Genomic DNA, 17,149 nt, shown 5'->3' with positions numbered 1-17,149 from the left:
TGCGGAATGCGGATTCCCTGCCTGCTTCATTCGTAAGCACGGCGTGAAATCCGCCGGCTATCGCTGCAATGCAGCCGCCCAGAATGTCCCTGCAGATCGATGATTGCCACCGTACCTTGCCGCTACATTGCGCAGGCGATTCTCATTCCACAATTGACTTGACTCATTCCAATCGGCAATGCCATTTTCCATCCGCCACGTATAGACCGGGGTTCTTCAGCAACTGCAACAGGGCTTTGAGATTGCGTGGTGCAATCGCGCAGTGAATCATTTCATTGCGTAACGCGTGGGAGGCACGCATGCCTCCCGATCCCATGTACGACTAAGGAGAGTTGATATGAATCGCGTCCTGAATCTGCAGCGCCTGATGATCGAAAACCAGCAGGAAAACCTGGGCAACAGCTGCAGCAGCTCCGACAGCAACTGCTGCAACGGCTAAGCCTCTCCGGCTTGCCTGAGGTGGTGGTGCGCGCCCACCACCTCGACATCTGCCACAGCGTGATGCACCGCCACGTGGCAGGTCTCCATACGACGTAGAGATCGCTTGGCAGGCAGCCGTCCGCTGCCCGCGCTGCGCGTCCTGCATCTGCCAATGCCAGGACAGGCATCCCGGGGGGGGATGATCAGCCAGCTGCAGCACGTGCTGCAGCCGTGACCATTGCTCGGCCCCGCTGCGACCTCACCACCATGACGGACGCTACGCAGTGCGCCTGCACGCCCGCCGGATCCAGCAATCAGGAAAAGACGCAGCATGCGCATCCTCGTGGCCATGGACGACGCCGAACTTGCACAGGCGCTTCGCAACGTACTGCAGAGCCGCAACATGCTGGTGGACCTCGTGGCAACCTGGTCACTGGCCAAGGCCGCGGTACAGGCCGTGGAGTACCGCGCCCTCATTCTCGACCGCTGGCTGCCCGAAGGCGATTCACTGAAGCTGGTGCAGATCGTGCGCGGCTTGCGTACCTGGCTGCCCATTCTGCTGTTGGGGCGCCACAACCACGCTGCCGACTGCATCGCTTGCCTGGATGCCGGTGCCGATGACTACCTGCCCACGCCGTTCGAGTTCGACGAACTGGCCGCGCGGCTGCGCGCGATTACCCGGCGCCTTGACGCTGATGCCGGCCACATTCTGAGAATCGGCAATTTCACGTTCGATTTTTCCAACCGCATGGCATTGGTAGGCGGTGCGCCCCTGAGCCTGCCGCGCAGCCAGCTGCTGCTGCTGGAAGCGCTTTGCGCCCGCCAGGGCCGGATCGTCCGCCATGAAGTGCTGAGTGCTGCCGTGCACCTGGCCGGCGCCGACGGCGGTACCACCGTGTTGGATCCGCACGTATCACGCCTGCGCCGTGCCCTGCGCTCGGCCAGTGTCAGCATCGAGTCCAAGCGTGGACTGGGCTACATGCTGAACGACGACGCGGCCTGATCAAAGGCCATCGGCGCGGGCCGCAAATGCAACAGCCGGGGCGGTAAACCGCCCCGGCTGCCAGTCCCGCTGCTTGGGCCGACCGATGAGGTCAGGCGGCCTTCATTGCGTGCTTTCGCGCACGCATGACGTTATGGCATTCCTGCACTTCCGGCAGCAGCTGGGTCACTTCCTGGCGCACGGCCGGCGGCAGCTCGTTGTCCTGCAGCACATCCTTGAACGCGCCCAGCAGGCGGTCCTCGGATTCTTCAAGTTCAGCCACGTAGCCATAGTTGGTGTCACCGAAAGCGGCTCGAACCTTGCCGTAGAACTGCTGCATCGAACCGACCACGGTGCCATGTTCGGCCGGCTTGCCACCGCTGGCGGCCACTGAGCCGCTCAACGCTGCCACGATGCGGCCCTTGACGCCGGCGATGCGGGTGAACAGTGCCGACAGCTCGGCATCCTTGACCTTGGTGGCCGCTTCTTCATAGAACGACTTGCCATCGCGGGCGATTTCGATCAGGTCGTTGAGGCGATGTTCGATGGTGGACTGGGTGCTCATGGCGTCGCTCCTGTGTGCTCGAAAGTCAGTGGAGAATGGCAGTGCATCTGCATTGCCTTCGACCCCACTGTGTGCAATCGCGTGTGCCAACCAGGTGAGCACGAATTGATGCACGCATCACCATGCGAAACACCTGCTGACTTCGTCATTTCAAGCATCGTCGGCTTTCACGGAATCTGAGCGCGTTGCACGCGTTACCACGGTGCGGTGACGATGATCAGAGTGACCAGCAGCGCGATTGCCAGGATCACCAGCAGCACGTGCCATTGCTTCCAGGTGGGTCTCGGCTTTCCAGGCGTATTCATCGATGGGCTCCTGCGCGGGCGGGGAATGGGGTTGCCAGACTGAAGCGCAACGGCATCGCACAACGTCGACGTGAGGTGCACGTTTCGTGCAGACCTTGCTGGAATATCGGGCCGCATCGGCCTTCCGCACCCGTGCCTGGCGGCATATTCAGCAAGTACCACACCCGACACCGCCAGCAGGCTGCCACCCAGCACCCCATCCGCTGAGTGACTCACCCAGCAGCATCACCGCCAGTGCGGCGGTCACGATCGGCACCAGGTTGAAGAATCCCGAAACGCGCGCCGCGCCCAAGCGCGAAAGACCGGTCATCCAGCTGAGGGGCGCAAGGATCGATGCACACACCGCAGCGAAACCGAAACAGCCCACCGCGGTCAGGTTGTTCACTCCGGCAGCTGCACCGGCAGCAGGATCAGCGACGCCGCCGTGGCCTGCAGGAACAGTGACTCCAGCACCGTCAGCGGAATCTTCCGGCGCTGCATCAGCACGATGCAGGCGGCAAATGCACGGCCGAATCCGTGGCCGAGATCGCGCAGCGGCCTCACATGAGCGTGCGCACGCTGGAGCGCATGGCGCGCAGTGAACTGGGCATGTCACTCGGCGGCCGGCGTGGGCGTGTGAAGTTCGTGCGCGCCACCGAGGCGCTGTGCACACGCAAGCCGATCAGCCGCATCGCCGGGGAGCTGGGCTATTCAGGCGTCAGCGCGTTTGCCGAAATGTTCAAGCGGCACGCGCAGTGCACGCCCGATCAGTATCGGGAGCAGCATCGGGCCGGGTGAAGGCCCGCATCGAGGGCTGTCGATTTCCCGCCCCGTCGCTCGTCGGAACAGGAAAGGCAGGCCCATCGGCCTGCAGGAGCGCTCCAATGCCACCGATCCTCACCGCCTTCGCCGCCTCCCCCGACCGCGGCCAGGGCCTGGCCCGTGACATGCGCGTGCGCTGGGCGCTGGAGGAACTGTCCGTGGCCTATGACGTACAACTGCTCAGCTTCGCCGAGCTGAAGCAGCCCGCGCACCTGGCACGGAATCCGTTCGGGCAGATTCCCACGTGGCAGGAGGGCGACCGGACCCTGTTCGAATCCGGCGCCATCGCCCTGCACCTGGCCGAACAGCACCCCGGCCTGCTGCCGCGCGATCCGGACGCCCGCATGCGCGCGATCATGTGGGTGTTCGCTGCGCTGAACACGGTGGAGCCCCCCATCGTCGAGCGCTCCATGGCCTGGGTGCTTGAGCGCGAGCAACCCTGGTACGCGCAACGGCTGCCAATGCTCGATGAGCGGGTCCGGACGCGGCTGGCCCAACTATCGACGTGGTTGGCCAGGACAACGTGGCTGGACGGCGAATTCAGCGTGGGCGACCTGATGATGGTCTCGGTGCTGCTGCGCCTGAAGAGCAGCGGCCTGCTCGACCAGTACCCACAGGTCGCCACCTATGTGGCCCGGGCCACGCAGCGGCCCGCCTACCAGCGTGCGTTTGCTGCGCAGCTGGCGGTTTTCCAGGACGCCTAGCGCTGCGCCTCCTCCCAGGCAACAAGGGGCCAGCAGTCACGCAGGCCCCATGCGTTACTTCAATCGACGCGATCTCCAGTTCAGGTAACCCCGCCAGCCAAAGGGAGCACTAAAAAGCGCAACCGCACCGCACGCCAGCAGGCCGTTGAACATCCAAGGGGTCAGCTCCGGGGAACCTGCCGACATGGATGGAAACACGAACCCGCATAGCAGTGCTCCCACAAAGGAAGTACCGAATATGACCGTGGAACCCAGGCCTGGTGAAACTCGCATCGATCTATTCCTCATCAGTTCCGGTTGCAGGTCACCTTGACCTCGGTCAGCCTGATCGTGCTGGTGCAGGTGACAGACTGATTGCCCGCCCCCGTCACCGGGACACCGATGTTGTTGAGCGCATTGACGAAGCTTCCCATATCGGTGGCATTCCCATTCGGGAATTCGAAGCGATGCGTAACGCCGCCTCGCCCCTCGCTCAACTGTGTAACGCTAAGCGGAATGGAGTTACCGAACCTGTCCTTGTAAAGGAGGGCGTTGGCCTCCCAGCGACGGTTGATCATGCTGTAGTTGTAGGAAGCGGTAGACCCGTCAGCATAGCGGATCTTCTGCGGCGCCCAGACATCGATGCCAAGCGAGTACGCGCCGGAAGCCAGGTAGATGTAAGTCTCGAAACGCTGCCCCAGATGCTGGCTGACCGCATCCCTTCTCTGCGGATTCTGGATGTCATCGTACACATTGGTCGGGTAGCCGGGCTCAGACAGGCTGATCACCGATTGAGCGACGATGCGCTTGAACTGAAGATAGTTGATCGCCGGTTGCTCGACCGGGAGCTCGTCGATGATGACGAAGGGTTCGCAATCCATCGCGCCGGGTTCCATTTTGTCGCAACGGATGCCGCCTTCACGATCACGCATGACGCTGAACTTTCGTGCCATGTTGCCCGATGGATTCAGTATGTAGAGGATCCTGTGCGACGGCATACTTCATGAGCATCGCGCGCCACACGCGATGTCACTACCGCTTTGAAGGATTGAGAGCGCTTGCCATACCCGGCACTTCTCCCTCAGCGACGACACTGTCAGTGCAACCTGCGCCGGCAGGCGGCCTGCACCAGCATCAGCTGCGCCACCAGGACCAGCATCGCGCAGCCCGACAGCAGCCACGGATCGATGTACCACTGTTCGTTGAAACTGAAGTCGCCGGCGGAAATGCGCTTCCAACCGTTGAAGTGCTGCATCGCCGCCACCACGAACGCGAAGGCGCCCGCGCTGTACGACAGCCAGGGCACCACGATGCCGCCCGGGCGCGCGAACAGCGTCAGCAGGCCCAGCACGCCGATGACCGTGCGCTGCACGCGGCAATATGGGCAGACATAGGCCATCCCGCTCCATTCCACCGCCCAGGCCAGCAGGCTGACCAGCACGGCCGCGGCCGCGGCGGTATACAGCATCGTGGGCGTGATCGTCCTGCCTGCATCGTGTGCCATCCCGTGCTCCTTCGTTCAAAGACCCCGGCAGGGTAGCAGCGTGGCAGGTTCAATCCTTCTTGAAGACCGTGCGCTGGCCGATCGGGCTGCCCTTGCGCGCCGTCGGTCGCGCCAACCCGGGAATCAGGAAGTCGGTGACCTTGTGGCCCTTCTGGATCCTGGAAGCGAGCCAACGCGGCATGCGCCCGCGGCCGGACCAGGTCAGCCGCTTGTATTCCGGGTCTCGGTATTTGGCGGCCACTTTGCCGGTTCTGCGCCGTGCCGGTTTACGGCTGGGTGCGCCCGCTTCGATGGCTTCATCGCCAAAGAGTTCTTCGAGGGTATATCCCGCTTCCGCCGCGGCGGCTTTCAGCATACGCCGCACCGCGCTGGCAGGACGGCGGTTGGAAATCAGCTGCTTCCGCTGTTCAGCGGCAACCACCAAGGCGCCCAGCTCCCGCAGGCTGAGCGATTCAATATCGATCGTCATGCTGGAAAGGTCTACTGCCGCGCGGCGCCTGTCAAGGCGGCTTGCCCCCGCGTAGACACGGGCTTCACTGCGGGTGGGCTCCGATCGCCTTCGTCGGCCATCCCCGAGGACATCCCTGTGAGCACCTCATCGCATTCGCTTGCCTACCTGCTTGCGCGCATCCTGCTGATGGCGCTGTTCCTGGTCTCCGGGCTGGGCAAGCTCGGCGATCTCAGCGGCACCCAGGCCTATATGGAAGCCATGGGCGTGCCCGGCATCCTGCTGTGGCCAACGGTCGCCTTCGAGATCGGCAGTGGCCTGTGCATCCTGCTCGGCTTCCAGACCCGGCTGGTGTCGATCGTGCTGGTGGGCTTCAGCCTGGTCACCGCTTTCATCTTCCACCACAACTTCGCCGACCAGACCCAGCAGATCATGTTCCTGAAGAACCTGGGGCTGGCCGGTGGGTTCCTGCTGCTGGCCTGCACCGGGGCCGGGCGCTACAGCATCGACGGGCGCGGTCGGCGCGGGTAAGCCTCGATTCGGAGTGTGCACGCGCTAGCGGCGAAGTTCGGCCTCTGGCGCCAGCGTGTGGATCACCTTGCCCTGTGCATCTAGGAACTCGATGGCACCGTAACCCTCGGCCGTGAGGGCCCGGCCAGGTTGAAGGCGCGCTTGTACTGCAGGCCATCGATGATCGGCGCCAGCGTCTTGACCTGGGTGATTCGCCAGCGTCGGACGCGAATGCCCGAACGCATTGCGATGCAGCCAGAACGAAGAACGCACAAGCACTGCGCATCATGCGATCTCCTGTCGGGATCGGAATCAACATCCGCACGCCCAGCACGCCTGTGGTCGACGACCCCGCGCGGTGACACCGGCATGCTGGCGATGGATCGACACCATCCCGTCAACCACGGCCCCCCGACGTCGGCCTTCCCCCTGTGCACGCCGCCGGATACGGAAATGATCCCGGCATGCGGACGGGGACATGCCGACAATGCTCTGGAACACCTTGCGGAAGGCGCTCACGTCGTCGTATCCAACTCTCACTCGCGCGGCGTTGGATTACCTGTCCCGCTGCGAGTCCGCACCGTCACTCGAATTCTTAACTCTTCAGAATTCGACCAAGCCACCTTTGTCCCAGATGGCCCACAAAACAGCATGATGGCGCCCTACGGATTCAGGGATTTCGTTCATCTTCATGCGTGACATCGGACAGTTCTACGTAATCAGCGTCGAGGGAGTGACGCGGGCAGACGGCACCCTGCTGCAGGTCACCCGAATCGATTGCTCCTGCATCAAGTGTTCCTGGCAGTTCAGGGCCATTCCCAACCATGGCCTTGTCGATCTCGACGGTGCGGCTGCCCTCAGTTGCCCAACCTGCGGCAATCACCAGTCAGTCAGCCGCGCACGGCTTGAAGAGCTCAATCGACGCAGCGACGAATAGCCTGCACTTCAACCATCCATCAACACAGCACCGACACGACCGATACCCGGTGGGCCCTATCGTTCGTCAACAAGCACCCCCCGGCATTCCCATGAGTCATACCGGCATTTTTCAGATCACCGATCTCACCTACAAGGCTGGGGAGCAGGGCGACCTGGCCCGCGCACTGCAGATCGTCGCCACCTGCACCGCCTGCGGATCGACGAGCGTGTGGGACGAGCATGAGATGGAACACGTTGCCGGTGGAACCGTGCTGTCATGCCGTGGCTGTGGTGTCCGCCAGGCCATCAGCAACGCGCGCCTTTCTGGCTGCGCTTCCGACATCCGCCATCCGCGCCGCTGAGCGGCGCGCAGTTCGTACTGCGTAGCCGCCGGCAGGGGCAGTCGTTCACTCGGCTTTTACAACGCTGCGAGGTTTCAAGCGACAACGCGCACTGATGCATCTGCCTGCATCCAAGGGCCGCGCCAGCGCGTATGTAGGATGCCCGCGCCTTGCGGGCATCCTATAGAGGAACGCGCCGTGAAAGCCCTTCAGCGGATAGCCGCCACAGTCAGCTTCGCCGTACTCGTCTCAGCCACTTCAATGAGCTTCGCCGCCAGTACCGTGATGGTCGGCGGAGCGGAGATGTATCCCACCAGGACCATCGTCCAGAACGCCATCAACTCCAAGGACCACACGACCCTGGTCGCTGCGGTCAAGGCAGCGGGCCTGGTCGATACCCTCAATGGCGCCGGCCCCTTCACCGTCTTCGCGCCCACCAATGCAGCCTTCAGCAAGCTGCCCGCAGGTACGGTCGATACGCTGGTGAAACCTGAAAACAAGGCACAACTGACCAAGATCCTGACCTACCACGTGGTGCCAGGCAATTACAGTTCAGCGCAACTGATGGCCGATGCCAGGAAGCACGGCGGCAAGGCGACGCTGAAGACCGTTGAAGGTGAATCCCTCACCGTCGCACTGCATGACGGCAAGCTGTGGGTCATCGATGCCAAGGGCGGCAAGGCGGGGATCAGCATTGCCGACGTCGGCCAGTCCAATGGCGTGATCCACGTGATCGACACGGTGTTGATGCCGAAGTAGTTGCAAGCAGCAGGACGTCCACATGCGCGGCAGCCGCATGGCGGCTGCCGCCGTCTCCTCCCATGAATCAGCATCGCGGTTGCGGGGCGATGACGCGCTACCTCATGTATCAGGAGCGCGCAGCGGCGTTGGGGCCTTGGTATCCCTGTCAGTCAGAAGGGGGCCTTGGATTCCAGGTGATTACCTGACGTCGTAGATCTCGCATTCGGTTGGGTCCATCGGTTCCCAATGCTCGCTCGCCAGCTCAAAGAAGGCAGCGGGTACCTCCATGGGGAACGTTGTGCCTTTCTCGCGATTGCGCTCGCGGACGCGATCACGACGAATGTCATGCGGGGTATCCAGGAGATGCACTACCAGATTGTGGGCCGCCCCCCCCTGACCTGCGCGTCGAAGAGGGTCTTCGTACCAATTCGAGAACCCACAGACCGTAATACTCCAGTGGTCAACTTAGAAGCCAGCCAAATTGACCATGAGGGAAGCAGCCATGCAACTGGAAGACATCGAGCGCATAGGCGACTACGTCATGCCGGAGCGCCCTGCAGTACGCTCAGATCTCGCACTGATCTTCGGAACTCGGCACGGAGTGGAGGATTTCTGCCAGGCAGTAGTCACCCTGTGGCACAAGAGAATGTTCCGGAAGGCAGTCGTTTCCGGTGGCATGACCGCAGGTCTTCACGATTCAGAAGCCGAAACCATAGCTACCCGCCTCATGGAGTTGGGAATTCCAGAGCATGTGCTCATCATCGAGCCGCTCGCCATGAACACTGGTGAGAACGTATGGCGCTCGCGCGAGCTTGCCGAGCGCATGCTGCCTCTCGAAGAGAGACGGAGCGTCATTGCCATCGGAAAAATCTGTTCCGCGCGTCGATATCTGATGACACTGGCCCGTCATTGGCCAGGGCCAATCGTTACCGCGCAGTGGGTCAACTATTTCGCGGTGGACAAGAGTGACTGGCACCTGGATCCGGAGTTCGCCGAACGCGTCAGGGCCGAGTACGTGAAGATCCCGCACTACATAAGGAGGGGATTCCTGATCGAGCTTCCAGAAAGCTGATCCAGGTGCTGCCAAGGCACGCTGCACGCATCACGCCACGACGCCGTGTGCTGTTCAGGGCTACCGAGCGGCAACACCGGGCCTGACCAGCCCGAAGTCTCTCAGCGCAACGTAAGGATCCCAGTACTCCCTGTAGGCCATTATCTTGCCGCTTTCGAGCGTCACCATGGAGATATGGTCTTGGCGATAGAGCCAGCCGGCGTGGCCGCCTCCGTGTACTCTCCGCGCACTTGCCGGCGAGGACCAACCATTCGTTTCTTGCTGCCTTCCTTGTCATGGCAACAAGTGTCCATTGCCTGTCGATGCGCAGTAAATCCCGTGGAACCCTATCGGCGTCCGAGAATTATTTCCAATGTTCTTTCCGCCGACGCGGTAGAGGCATCGGGCCCGACGCCCAAGCACCTGCTTCTTATGGTGGGCCCACCAGGATTCGAACCTGGAACCAAGGGATTATGAGTCCCCTGCTCTAACCGTTGAGCTATAGGCCCGGCGCAGCGTCACAGTGTAGTGGAGGCCGCGCCCGATCGGCTACCCGGCGGCGGCAAGCGCCTCCGAAATACGCCCCAGCCGCCTCTCCGCCGCTTCCGCGAGCCATACCTGCCGCCTCAGGCATGCCTGGAACAACGCAACCATCCTTCTGATCTGCTCCAGTCCCTGTTGGTTGTCGCCGCTGAAGCCGGCAAGCAATCCGGGCTCCGACAGCGTCAGCAGCGCATACGTCGTACGGCGTGCAAATCCCAATCGATCCTCGCACTCATCCCGCATCACCTCATCCCAGTCCAGCAGCGGCGGGAAATCGGTTTGCACGGGCTCGGGAACATCGTGCTCCACATCATTCATGGCGTGACTCCAGATGCATGACGAATCAATGCCGCAGGCCGTACGAGTTGCACGTGACCTGCCGCGCGCTTGCATCGGCGCCGGTGATGACTGGCCCGCCTACGGGATGTGTTGAGCATCTGCGCGATCAGCGTGCGACCGTCGCAGGAAAAATTCAAACGGCAGATGCGTCATCGGCAAGCCCCGTCGGGCATGTCCAGGCACCCCAAAAAGAAAAACCCCGCACCAGGCGGGGTTTCTCTCAACGCTTCACCAGCCGCTGGAAATCAATCGATATCCAGGAAGCTGCGCAGCTGCTCCGAGCGGCTCGGGTGACGCAGCTTGCGCAGCGCCTTCGCTTCGATCTGGCGGATGCGCTCGCGGGTCACGTCGAACTGCTTGCCGACTTCTTCCAGCGTGTGGTCGGTGTTCATGTCGATGCCGAAGCGCATGCGCAGCACCTTGGCTTCCCTCGGGGTGAGGCCGGCCAGCACGTCGCGCACGGTTTCAGACAGGTTGATGTTGGTGGTGTTCTCGATCGGGGACTCCACGTTGGTGTCCTCGATGAAGTCGCCCAGATGGGAATCCTCGTCGTCGCCGATCGGGGTTTCCATCGAGATCGGCTCCTTGGCGATCTTCATCACCTTGCGGATCTTGTCTTCCGGCATGTCCATTTCCTTGGCCAGCTCCTCCGGCGTAGCCTCGCGGCCGTACTGCTGGAGCATCTGGCGGGAAATGCGGTTCAACTTGTTGATCGTCTCGATCATGTGCACCGGGATACGGATGGTGCGCGCCTGGTCGGCAATCGAGCGGGTGATCGCCTGGCGGATCCACCAGGTGGCGTAGGTCGAGAACTTGTAACCGCGGCGGTACTCGAACTTGTCCACGGCCTTCATCAGGCCGATGTTGCCTTCCTGGATCAGGTCGAGGAACTGCAGGCCACGGTTGGTGTACTTCTTGGCGATCGAGATCACCAGGCGCAGGTTGGCCTCGACCATTTCCTTCTTGGCCTTGCGCGCCTTGGCTTCACCGTAGGCCATGGCACGGCTGATTTCCTTCAGCTCTTCCAGGTCCAGCTGGGTCAGCTTCTCGATGTCGATCGTCGCCTGCTGTTCGGCGATGATCTGGTCCTTCACTTCGCGCAGGGCCGACGACCACTTCTGCTTGCGCTTCAGTGCGTCTTCCACCCACTCCAGGTTGGTCTGGTTGCCTTCCCAGGAGCGGATGAAGTCCTTGCGCGGCATGCGCGCGGTGACGGTGGCCAGGTTCAGCACGCGTCGCTCATGGGCCTTGATCGACGCCATGGTGTCGCGCAGCTGCTTGGTCAGCACGTCGGTCAGCGGCAGCGGCAGCTTCAGGGTGACGAACACCGCCGACATCTCTTCGCGCAGGCGCGGCAGGTTCTTCTTGTCGCCCTTGGTCGCCGCCTTCTTGAAGGCATTGAAAGCATCGCTCAGCGCCTGCATGCGCGCAGCGACTTCCTCCGGATCCGGACCGGTCGGTGCGGCTTCTTCCTCGCCACCCTCGACGTCATCGTCCTCGTCCTCGTCGCCTTCTGCGTCGGCATCGCTGCTGTCATCGGCAGCGACCGCCGGCGGCGCCGGCTCTTCGTCGGCCAGGTCGTTGAAGCCGACGATCACTTCGGCCAGGCGCTTCTTGCCTTCCTTGTGGGCCTCGTAGTCGGTCAGCAGCGATTCGACCGAAACCGGGAACTGGCCCAGGGCGGCCTGGACCTGCGAAAGGCCTTCCTCGATGCGCTTGGCGATGGCGATTTCGCCTTCGCGGGTCAGCAGCTCGACCGTGCCCATTTCGCGCATGTACATGCGCACCGGGTCGGTGGTACGGCCACCTTCGGTGTCGAGCGCGCTCAGCGCGGCGGCAGCTTCTTCGGCCGCGGTGTCATCGACTTCGCGGTTACCGGTGTTGCCGTCGTTGAGAAGCAGGGTTTCCACATCCGGCGCAACTTCATGGACATCGATGCCCATGCCGTTGATCATGCCGATGATGTCTTCGATCTGTTCCGGGTCGACCATGTCGTCCGGCAGATGGTCATTGACTTCGGCGTAGGTCAGGTAGCCCTGTTCCAGGCCCTTGCTGATCAGTTGCTTGATTTCGGATTGGGCAGGACGTTCGTTGGCCATGTAGTGCTCGCGCCACCGGCTAGGGAGAAATAGGGAACGTAGCATTATACCAGCCCGGGGCCCTGCCTGCCGGGCGGTGGTCCCGGCGGCCTAGGGCCTGAGAAGGAAGGTCACGGGACCGTCGTTGACCAGGCTGACGACCATATGGGCACCAAACCGGCCCGTTTCCACCCCTGGCGCATGATTTTCACGGCAGATGTCGACAAATCGATTGAACCCGCGTTCAGCCTCGTCCGGCGGTGCGGCGCTGGTGAAACTCGGCCGCATGCCCGAACGGGTATCGGCCGCCAGGGTGAACTGGCTGACCAGCAGCAGGCCGCCACCGGTGTCGCGCAGCGACCGGTTCATCTTCCCGGCCTCGTCGGCGAACACCCGGTAACCCAGCAGGCGTTCGGCCATCCGCCGCAGCTGGGCCTCGCTATCCCCCGGTTCCATGCCGACCAGGGCCAGCAAGCCGGGGCCGATCTGCCCCACCACCTCCTCGTCGACATGGACGGCGGCCTGGCTGACACGCTGGATCAGGACGAGCATCGTGGGCTTCCAATGAACGGGGCCGGCCACGATAGCAGCGCCCTTGGCTAAACTGGCGCCGATGAATCCGCAACGCAAAGCCCGGCTGGTCTACCGCGCCACCACCCTGTTCGCCCGCCTGCCCTGGCCGCTGCTGCGGGGGGTCGCACACGCCCTGGCGTGGACGTGGGTTCGTGTCAATGCCCGTGAGAGCCGCGTTACCCGGCGCAACCTGGAACTGGCCTACCCGGAGCTGGACGGTCCTGCACGCGACCGCCTGCACCGCGAACTGCTGCGCTCCACTGCGCTGCAGGCCATCGAGACCCTGCGTTTGTGGAGCCGGCAGCCGGCCGACAACCTGCGGCTGCACCTGAAGCAGCGCCACGGCGAAGCCCTGTACGACGCGGCCCTGGCCAGCGGCAAGGGCGTGATCGTGGCCGCACCGCACTTCGGCAACTGGGAGCTGCTGAACCAGTGGCTGGCCTCGCGCGGGCAGATCGCCATCGTCTACAAGCCGCCGGAAGACGAGGCCAGCGACGCCTTCCTGCAGCTGGTGCGCGGCGGCCAGAACGTGCAGCAGGTACGCGCCGAGGGCCCGGCCGTGCGCCAGCTGTTCAAGGTGCTCAAGGACGGCGGCGCCACCGGCATCCTGCCCGACCAGCAGCCCAAGGCCGGCGATGGCGTGTTCGTGCCGTTCTTCGGCGTGCAGGCGCTGACCATGACCCTGGTCAACCGGCTGGCCGAGCGCACCGGCGCCACCGTGCTGTATGGCTGGTGCGAGCGCATCGGGCCGGACATGGAATTCGCCCTGCACATCGAGCCGACCGACCCGGCCGTGGCCGATCCGGACCCGCAGGTGGCCGCCACCGCGCTCAATGCCGGCATCGAGCGCATCGCCCGCCGCGACCCGACGCAGTACCAGTGGACCTACAAGCGCTATACGCTGCGGCCACCGGGCAGCGGCGAGGAAGATCCGTATGCGACCGAAGAGCATCCGCACTGACGGCCCCCACGCCCAGGCCCATCCGGCCCCTGCGACCGGCGGCCGCACCACGTTGAATACGACGCCGGCGCCCCCATAGAGACTGCGATGTCCGCCTCCCCCGGTCCCGCCATGCCTGCTGCCTCTTCCCTGTTCGGCGACCCCGCCGCGATCCGCTGCGAACGCGCGGTGGCCGAACTGCGTGCCGGTCGCCCGGTACTGCTCCACGATGGGCAGGGCCAGCGGCTGGCGGTGATTGCACTGGACAGCGCCACTGCCAGCAGCTTCGCTGCCTTCGCCGCTGCCGCACGCGAGCGCCATTACCTGTTCCTGACCGCCACCCGCGCCCGCGTGCTCGGCGTGGAGGCACCGGCAGGCGCGCGCCTGCCGCTGGCGGGGGTTGCCTTCGATGCCCTGCCCTCGCTGGGCTACCTGCGCGAGCCCGGCCCGATGCCGGACGACTGGACGGCCGGCGACGCCTTCGATGCCGGCGCGGTGGAGCTGGCCCGCCTGGGCCTGCTGCTGCCGGCCATGGTGGCCGTGCGCCTGGACGCAGCTGACCGCACCTTCGAGGGTGCTGCTGAAGTGGCGCTTTGCGATCTGGCCGAAGGCGCGGCACACGCCGCCCACGATTACGAACTGGTCGCCCGTTCGCCGGTACCGCTGCGCGACGTCGGCATGACCACCTTCGCGGTGTTCCGCGGCGGCGTGGCCCAGCGCGACCAGGTCGCGATCATCGTCGGCGAACCGGACCTGTCGGCGGTGGTGCCGGTACGCGTGCACTCCTCGTGCCTGACCGGTGACCTGTTCGGCTCACTCAAGTGCGACTGCGGCGACCAGCTGCGGCGCGGCCTGCGCAAGCTGAAGGAACTGGGCGGCGGCGTGCTGCTGTACCTGGACCAGGAAGGCCGCGGCACCGGCATCGCCGCCAAGATGCGCGCCTACGGCTACCAGCACGACGGCCTGGACACCATCGATGCCGATGCACAGCTGGGCTTCGGTGCCGACGAGCGCCGCTACGGCAGTGCGGTGGCGATGCTGCATGGCCTGGGCATTTCGCGCGTGGCCCTGCTCAGCAACAACCCGACCAAGGCACAGCGTCTGCGCAACGCCGGCATCGAGGTGCTGGACTGCATTCCGGTCACCGGCGAGATCACTGCCGAGAACGAACACTACCTGCGCACCAAGGCCGATCGTGCCGGCCACATGCTGGATGTGGACGCGCTGATCCAGGCTGCCCAGTAGCGCGGTCGACCTGCTACCGTCTGCGCGGTGCGGCCCTGCCGCCACCGCCCGCCCTGCCACCTGACGGAGCCTGCGTGATCGACGTTCCCCTGACCTCCCCGCCTGCCGATGCCTGGCAGTCGCTGCCGCAGCGCGCCGCCCGCCTGGCCGCACTGGAAGGCGCCTTCGGCGGACTGTTCGTGCCGGGCCTGCCGCTGGCCGCGGCCGCGTGGTTCTTCGAGCTGCCCGGCGGCCTGTGGACGGCCGCCCTTGGGCTGCTGATCGGCATCGTCTTCGGCGCGTGGCTTGGCCACCGGCGCTTGACCCGCACCCGCTGGCGGCTGGATACCCAAGGGCTGGGCCTGCGCCGCGACCTGATGTGGCAGCTGGAAACGCGCATCCCCATTTCGCGCGTGCAGCACCTGGACCTGCGCCGCGGCCCGCTGGAACGCCGTGCCGGCCTGGCCACGCTGATCGTGCACACCGCCGGGACCCGCATGAGCGCAGTGACCGTGAGCGGCCTGGACGAGGCCGACGCCGAGCGCCTGCGTGACACCCTGTCCCATCAGCTCGACCAGGACGCCGACGCCCTGTGAGCCTGCCGCCGCCCCTGCCCGCATCGCTGCCTGCCGGTGGCGAGGACCATCGCCTGCACCCGTGGTCGTGGCTGTTCGTGCTGCTGATGCAGCTGCGCCACTACTTCCTGCCGCTGGTGGCGCTGCTGGTGTTCGGCCAGCGCGGTGACCGCGACCCGATGTGGGCGCAGCTGATTCCGCTGTCGGCGATTGCCGCGCTGGTGCTGGTCTCGGTGCTGCAGTACCTCAGCTACCGCTACCGCATCGGCAGCGACGCGATCACCGTGCGCAGCGGACTGCTGGCGCGCAACCGCCGCGAGATCCCGTTCGCCCGCATCCACAACGTGGAAGTGCGGCAGAACCCGCTGCACCGCCTGTTCGGCGTGGCCGAGCTGCGCCTGGAATCGGCCGGTGGCGTGCGTCCGGAAGCCGAAATGCGCGTGCTGAAGCTGGACCAGGCGCTGGCGCTGGAACGACTGGTGCGCCAGCGTGGGCAGGCACCGCAGGCCGCCGACGTCGTGGCCGCCCCCTCGATCACCGACGCCGACACCGAACAGGTGCTGCTGCGCCTGTCGAGCTGGGACGTGGTGCGCATGGGCCTGCTGTCCAACCGCGGCTGGGCATTGGCGATCGCCGCCTTCGGCGTGCTGTTCCAGACCGTGCCGCGGCCGGTGATGGACGCGGCCATCCAGCGTGGCGGCCGGGAAGCCTTCGGCTACGCAAGCCACCTGCATCCCGGCGTGGCCGGCGCCTTCCTGCTGCTGGCCGCAGCCTTGCTGCTGGGCTGGCTGGCGCTGCGTGCGCTGTCGGTGGTGCTGACCCTGCTGCGCTATCACGGCTTCACCCTCAGCGAGCAGGACCGCCGCCTGACCGTCTCGGCCGGCCTGCTCAGCCGCACACGCAGCAGTGTCGCGCGTCGCCGCATCCAGGCCTGGACGCTGCGCGAAACCACCCTGCATCGCTGGTTCGGCCTGCGCCAGCTGCGCATCGACAGCGCTGCCGGCGGGCCCTCGCGCGACGAGGACCGCGCCCTGCGCGAGCTGGCACCGCTGGCACCGGCAATGCGCTGCGAGCAGCTGGTGCAGCACCTGTTGCCTCAACTGCAGTGGCCGCCAGCGCAATGGCAGTCCATTCCGCAGCGTGGCTGGTGGCGGCTGTGCCTGGGCGCGCTGCTGCTGGTGCCGGTGCTGGCAGCGGCCGCGTACTGGCGCTGGGGATCATGGGGCCTGATCGTGCTGGCCTGGCTGCCGGTGGCGCTGCTGGTGGCACATCGGCAGATGGCGCGCATGGGCTGGTATCTGGATGCCCATTACGTGGCCGTGCGCGGCGGCTGGTGGAAGCGCTGGTGGCGCTGGGCCGAGCTGGACAAGGTGCAGGGCCTGCGCCTGCAGCGTTCACCGCTGGACAAGCTGCTCGGCACCAGCAGCCTGCAGCTGGATACGGCCGGTGCGCACGGCGATGTGGCGTTGACCCTGCGCCACCTGCCGCAGGCGCAGGCGCAACACGTGATGGAGCAGCTGGCCGCGGCGCTGGCGCGGCGCAAGTTGCGCTGGTAAGCAATACCGGTAGTGCCGGCCGCTGGCCGGCAACCGCAGACATTCCCGAGGT

General features: G+C 64.8%; 21 protein-coding genes, 1 tRNA gene and 1 pseudogene. 13 read left to right on the top strand and 10 right to left on the bottom strand.

Annotation, left to right across the window (positions count from 1 at the left end):
- The first annotated feature begins 337 nt into the window (after nucleotides 1-337).
- Together VG561_RS19820 and VG561_RS19815 are read left to right on the top strand one after the other, a co-directional pair.
- Nucleotides 338-439, top strand: a complete 102-nt coding sequence (locus VG561_RS19820; RefSeq protein WP_014038605.1) for a class III lanthipeptide — start codon at nucleotides 338-340, stop codon at nucleotides 437-439.
- A 312-nt stretch (nucleotides 440-751) separates the two neighbouring features.
- Nucleotides 752-1,423 carry a response regulator transcription factor gene (locus tag VG561_RS19815; RefSeq protein ID WP_032958333.1) on the top strand — a complete coding sequence of 224 codons (672 nt, stop codon included), beginning with the start codon at nucleotides 752-754 and terminating at the stop codon, nucleotides 1,421-1,423.
- Between the two features lie 91 nt (nucleotides 1,424-1,514).
- On the opposite strand, the gene VG561_RS19810 is transcribed toward VG561_RS19815, so the two are convergent.
- Nucleotides 1,515-1,967 carry a PA2169 family four-helix-bundle protein gene (locus VG561_RS19810; protein WP_014648535.1) on the bottom strand — a complete coding sequence of 151 codons (453 nt, stop codon included), beginning with the start codon at nucleotides 1,965-1,967 and terminating at the stop codon, nucleotides 1,515-1,517.
- 453 nt (nucleotides 1,968-2,420) lie between these two features.
- Nucleotides 2,421-2,657, bottom strand: a complete 237-nt coding sequence (locus VG561_RS19805) for an EamA family transporter (protein WP_227864594.1) — start codon at nucleotides 2,655-2,657, stop codon at nucleotides 2,421-2,423.
- Between the two features lie 122 nt (nucleotides 2,658-2,779).
- Between VG561_RS19805 and VG561_RS19800 the strand changes: the two are divergent.
- Together VG561_RS19800 and VG561_RS19795 are read left to right on the top strand one after the other, a co-directional pair.
- Nucleotides 2,780-3,049, top strand: a pseudogene (locus tag VG561_RS19800) (helix-turn-helix domain-containing protein); the annotation flags it as partial.
- A gap of 86 nt (nucleotides 3,050-3,135) precedes the next feature.
- Entirely contained in the window at nucleotides 3,136-3,777 is a 642-nt protein-coding gene (locus tag VG561_RS19795; protein WP_423179917.1) for a glutathione S-transferase family protein, read from the top strand.
- A gap of 287 nt (nucleotides 3,778-4,064) precedes the next feature.
- Here the strand turns inward: VG561_RS19795 and VG561_RS19790 are convergent, their stop codons facing one another.
- From VG561_RS19790 to VG561_RS19780, 3 genes are all read right to left on the bottom strand, one after another.
- Nucleotides 4,065-4,688, bottom strand: a complete 624-nt coding sequence (locus tag VG561_RS19790; RefSeq protein ID WP_423179916.1) for a hypothetical protein — start codon at nucleotides 4,686-4,688, stop codon at nucleotides 4,065-4,067.
- A 164-nt stretch (nucleotides 4,689-4,852) separates the two neighbouring features.
- A complete protein-coding gene (locus tag VG561_RS19785) occupies nucleotides 4,853-5,260 on the bottom strand; it encodes a hypothetical protein (RefSeq protein ID WP_014648538.1) in 408 nt (135 codons plus the stop codon).
- A 49-nt stretch (nucleotides 5,261-5,309) separates the two neighbouring features.
- Nucleotides 5,310-5,729, bottom strand: a complete 420-nt coding sequence (locus tag VG561_RS19780) for an H-NS family nucleoid-associated regulatory protein (RefSeq protein ID WP_075076431.1) — start codon at nucleotides 5,727-5,729, stop codon at nucleotides 5,310-5,312.
- A 117-nt stretch (nucleotides 5,730-5,846) separates the two neighbouring features.
- On the opposite strand from VG561_RS19780, the gene VG561_RS19775 reads away from it, so the two are divergent.
- Nucleotides 5,847-6,239, top strand: coding sequence for a DoxX family protein (locus VG561_RS19775; protein WP_032958324.1), 393 nt, complete (start codon nucleotides 5,847-5,849; stop codon nucleotides 6,237-6,239).
- An 80-nt stretch (nucleotides 6,240-6,319) separates the two neighbouring features.
- Here VG561_RS19775 and VG561_RS19770 read toward each other — a convergent pair whose 3' ends face one another.
- The gene (locus tag VG561_RS19770) at nucleotides 6,320-6,463 is read right to left on the bottom strand and encodes a hypothetical protein (RefSeq protein WP_423179915.1); all 144 of its coding nucleotides are present in this window, start codon (nucleotides 6,461-6,463) and stop codon (nucleotides 6,320-6,322) included.
- A 446-nt stretch (nucleotides 6,464-6,909) separates the two neighbouring features.
- Between VG561_RS19770 and VG561_RS19765 the strand changes: the two genes are divergently transcribed.
- The 4 genes from VG561_RS19765 to VG561_RS19750 all read left to right on the top strand — a co-directional run bounded on the left by VG561_RS19765 (nucleotide 6,910) and on the right by VG561_RS19750 (nucleotide 9,290).
- Nucleotides 6,910-7,155: a hypothetical protein gene (locus VG561_RS19765; RefSeq protein WP_014648541.1), complete on the top strand. Its 246-nt coding sequence runs from the start codon at nucleotides 6,910-6,912 to the stop codon at nucleotides 7,153-7,155.
- 91 nt (nucleotides 7,156-7,246) lie between these two features.
- The gene (locus VG561_RS19760; protein WP_014648542.1) at nucleotides 7,247-7,498 is read left to right on the top strand and encodes a hypothetical protein; all 252 of its coding nucleotides are present in this window, start codon (nucleotides 7,247-7,249) and stop codon (nucleotides 7,496-7,498) included.
- A 177-nt stretch (nucleotides 7,499-7,675) separates the two neighbouring features.
- Complete coding sequence (locus tag VG561_RS19755; RefSeq protein ID WP_032958323.1) at nucleotides 7,676-8,236, top strand: fasciclin domain-containing protein; 561 nt, start codon at nucleotides 7,676-7,678, stop codon at nucleotides 8,234-8,236.
- Nucleotides 8,237-8,720: 484 nt separating this feature from the next.
- Entirely contained in the window at nucleotides 8,721-9,290 is a 570-nt protein-coding gene (locus VG561_RS19750) for a YdcF family protein (protein ID WP_423179914.1), read from the top strand.
- Between the two features lie 412 nt (nucleotides 9,291-9,702).
- Here VG561_RS19750 and VG561_RS19745 read toward each other — a convergent pair.
- From VG561_RS19745 to dtd, 4 genes are all read right to left on the bottom strand, one after another.
- Nucleotides 9,703-9,778 (bottom strand) — tRNA-Ile (locus VG561_RS19745).
- 40 nt (nucleotides 9,779-9,818) lie between these two features.
- Nucleotides 9,819-10,130 carry a hypothetical protein gene (locus VG561_RS19740; protein WP_423179913.1) on the bottom strand — a complete coding sequence of 104 codons (312 nt, stop codon included), beginning with the start codon at nucleotides 10,128-10,130 and terminating at the stop codon, nucleotides 9,819-9,821.
- A 266-nt stretch (nucleotides 10,131-10,396) separates the two neighbouring features.
- Complete coding sequence (rpoD, locus tag VG561_RS19735; protein WP_014648552.1) at nucleotides 10,397-12,250, bottom strand: RNA polymerase sigma factor RpoD; 1,854 nt, start codon at nucleotides 12,248-12,250, stop codon at nucleotides 10,397-10,399.
- Nucleotides 12,251-12,340: 90 nt separating this feature from the next.
- Nucleotides 12,341-12,781: a D-aminoacyl-tRNA deacylase gene (gene dtd / locus VG561_RS19730; RefSeq protein ID WP_014648553.1), complete on the bottom strand. Its 441-nt coding sequence runs from the start codon at nucleotides 12,779-12,781 to the stop codon at nucleotides 12,341-12,343.
- A gap of 61 nt (nucleotides 12,782-12,842) precedes the next feature.
- Between dtd and VG561_RS19725 the strand changes: the two genes are divergently transcribed.
- The 4 genes from VG561_RS19725 to VG561_RS19710 all read left to right on the top strand — a co-directional run bounded on the left by VG561_RS19725 (nucleotide 12,843) and on the right by VG561_RS19710 (nucleotide 17,097).
- A complete protein-coding gene (locus tag VG561_RS19725; protein ID WP_075076439.1) occupies nucleotides 12,843-13,763 on the top strand; it encodes a lauroyl acyltransferase in 921 nt (306 codons plus the stop codon).
- Between the two features lie 87 nt (nucleotides 13,764-13,850).
- Complete coding sequence (gene ribA, locus VG561_RS19720; protein WP_041863895.1) at nucleotides 13,851-14,987, top strand: GTP cyclohydrolase II RibA; 1,137 nt, start codon at nucleotides 13,851-13,853, stop codon at nucleotides 14,985-14,987.
- Nucleotides 14,988-15,061: 74 nt separating this feature from the next.
- The gene (locus tag VG561_RS19715) at nucleotides 15,062-15,562 is read left to right on the top strand and encodes a PH domain-containing protein (protein WP_014648556.1); all 501 of its coding nucleotides are present in this window, start codon (nucleotides 15,062-15,064) and stop codon (nucleotides 15,560-15,562) included.
- Nucleotides 15,559-17,097, top strand: a complete 1,539-nt coding sequence (locus tag VG561_RS19710) for a PH domain-containing protein (protein ID WP_134809340.1) — start codon at nucleotides 15,559-15,561, stop codon at nucleotides 17,095-17,097. The genes VG561_RS19715 and VG561_RS19710 overlap by 4 nt, the downstream gene beginning before the upstream one ends.
- The last annotated feature ends 52 nt before the right edge of the window (nucleotides 17,098-17,149 follow it).

This window comes from Stenotrophomonas sp. CASM110, from assembly GCF_049384345.1.
Lineage (GTDB): Bacteria > Pseudomonadota > Gammaproteobacteria > Xanthomonadales > Xanthomonadaceae > Stenotrophomonas > Stenotrophomonas muris.
The sequence above is the reverse complement of the archived record's forward strand: the minus strand, read 5'-3'. Positions and strand labels throughout refer to the sequence as shown.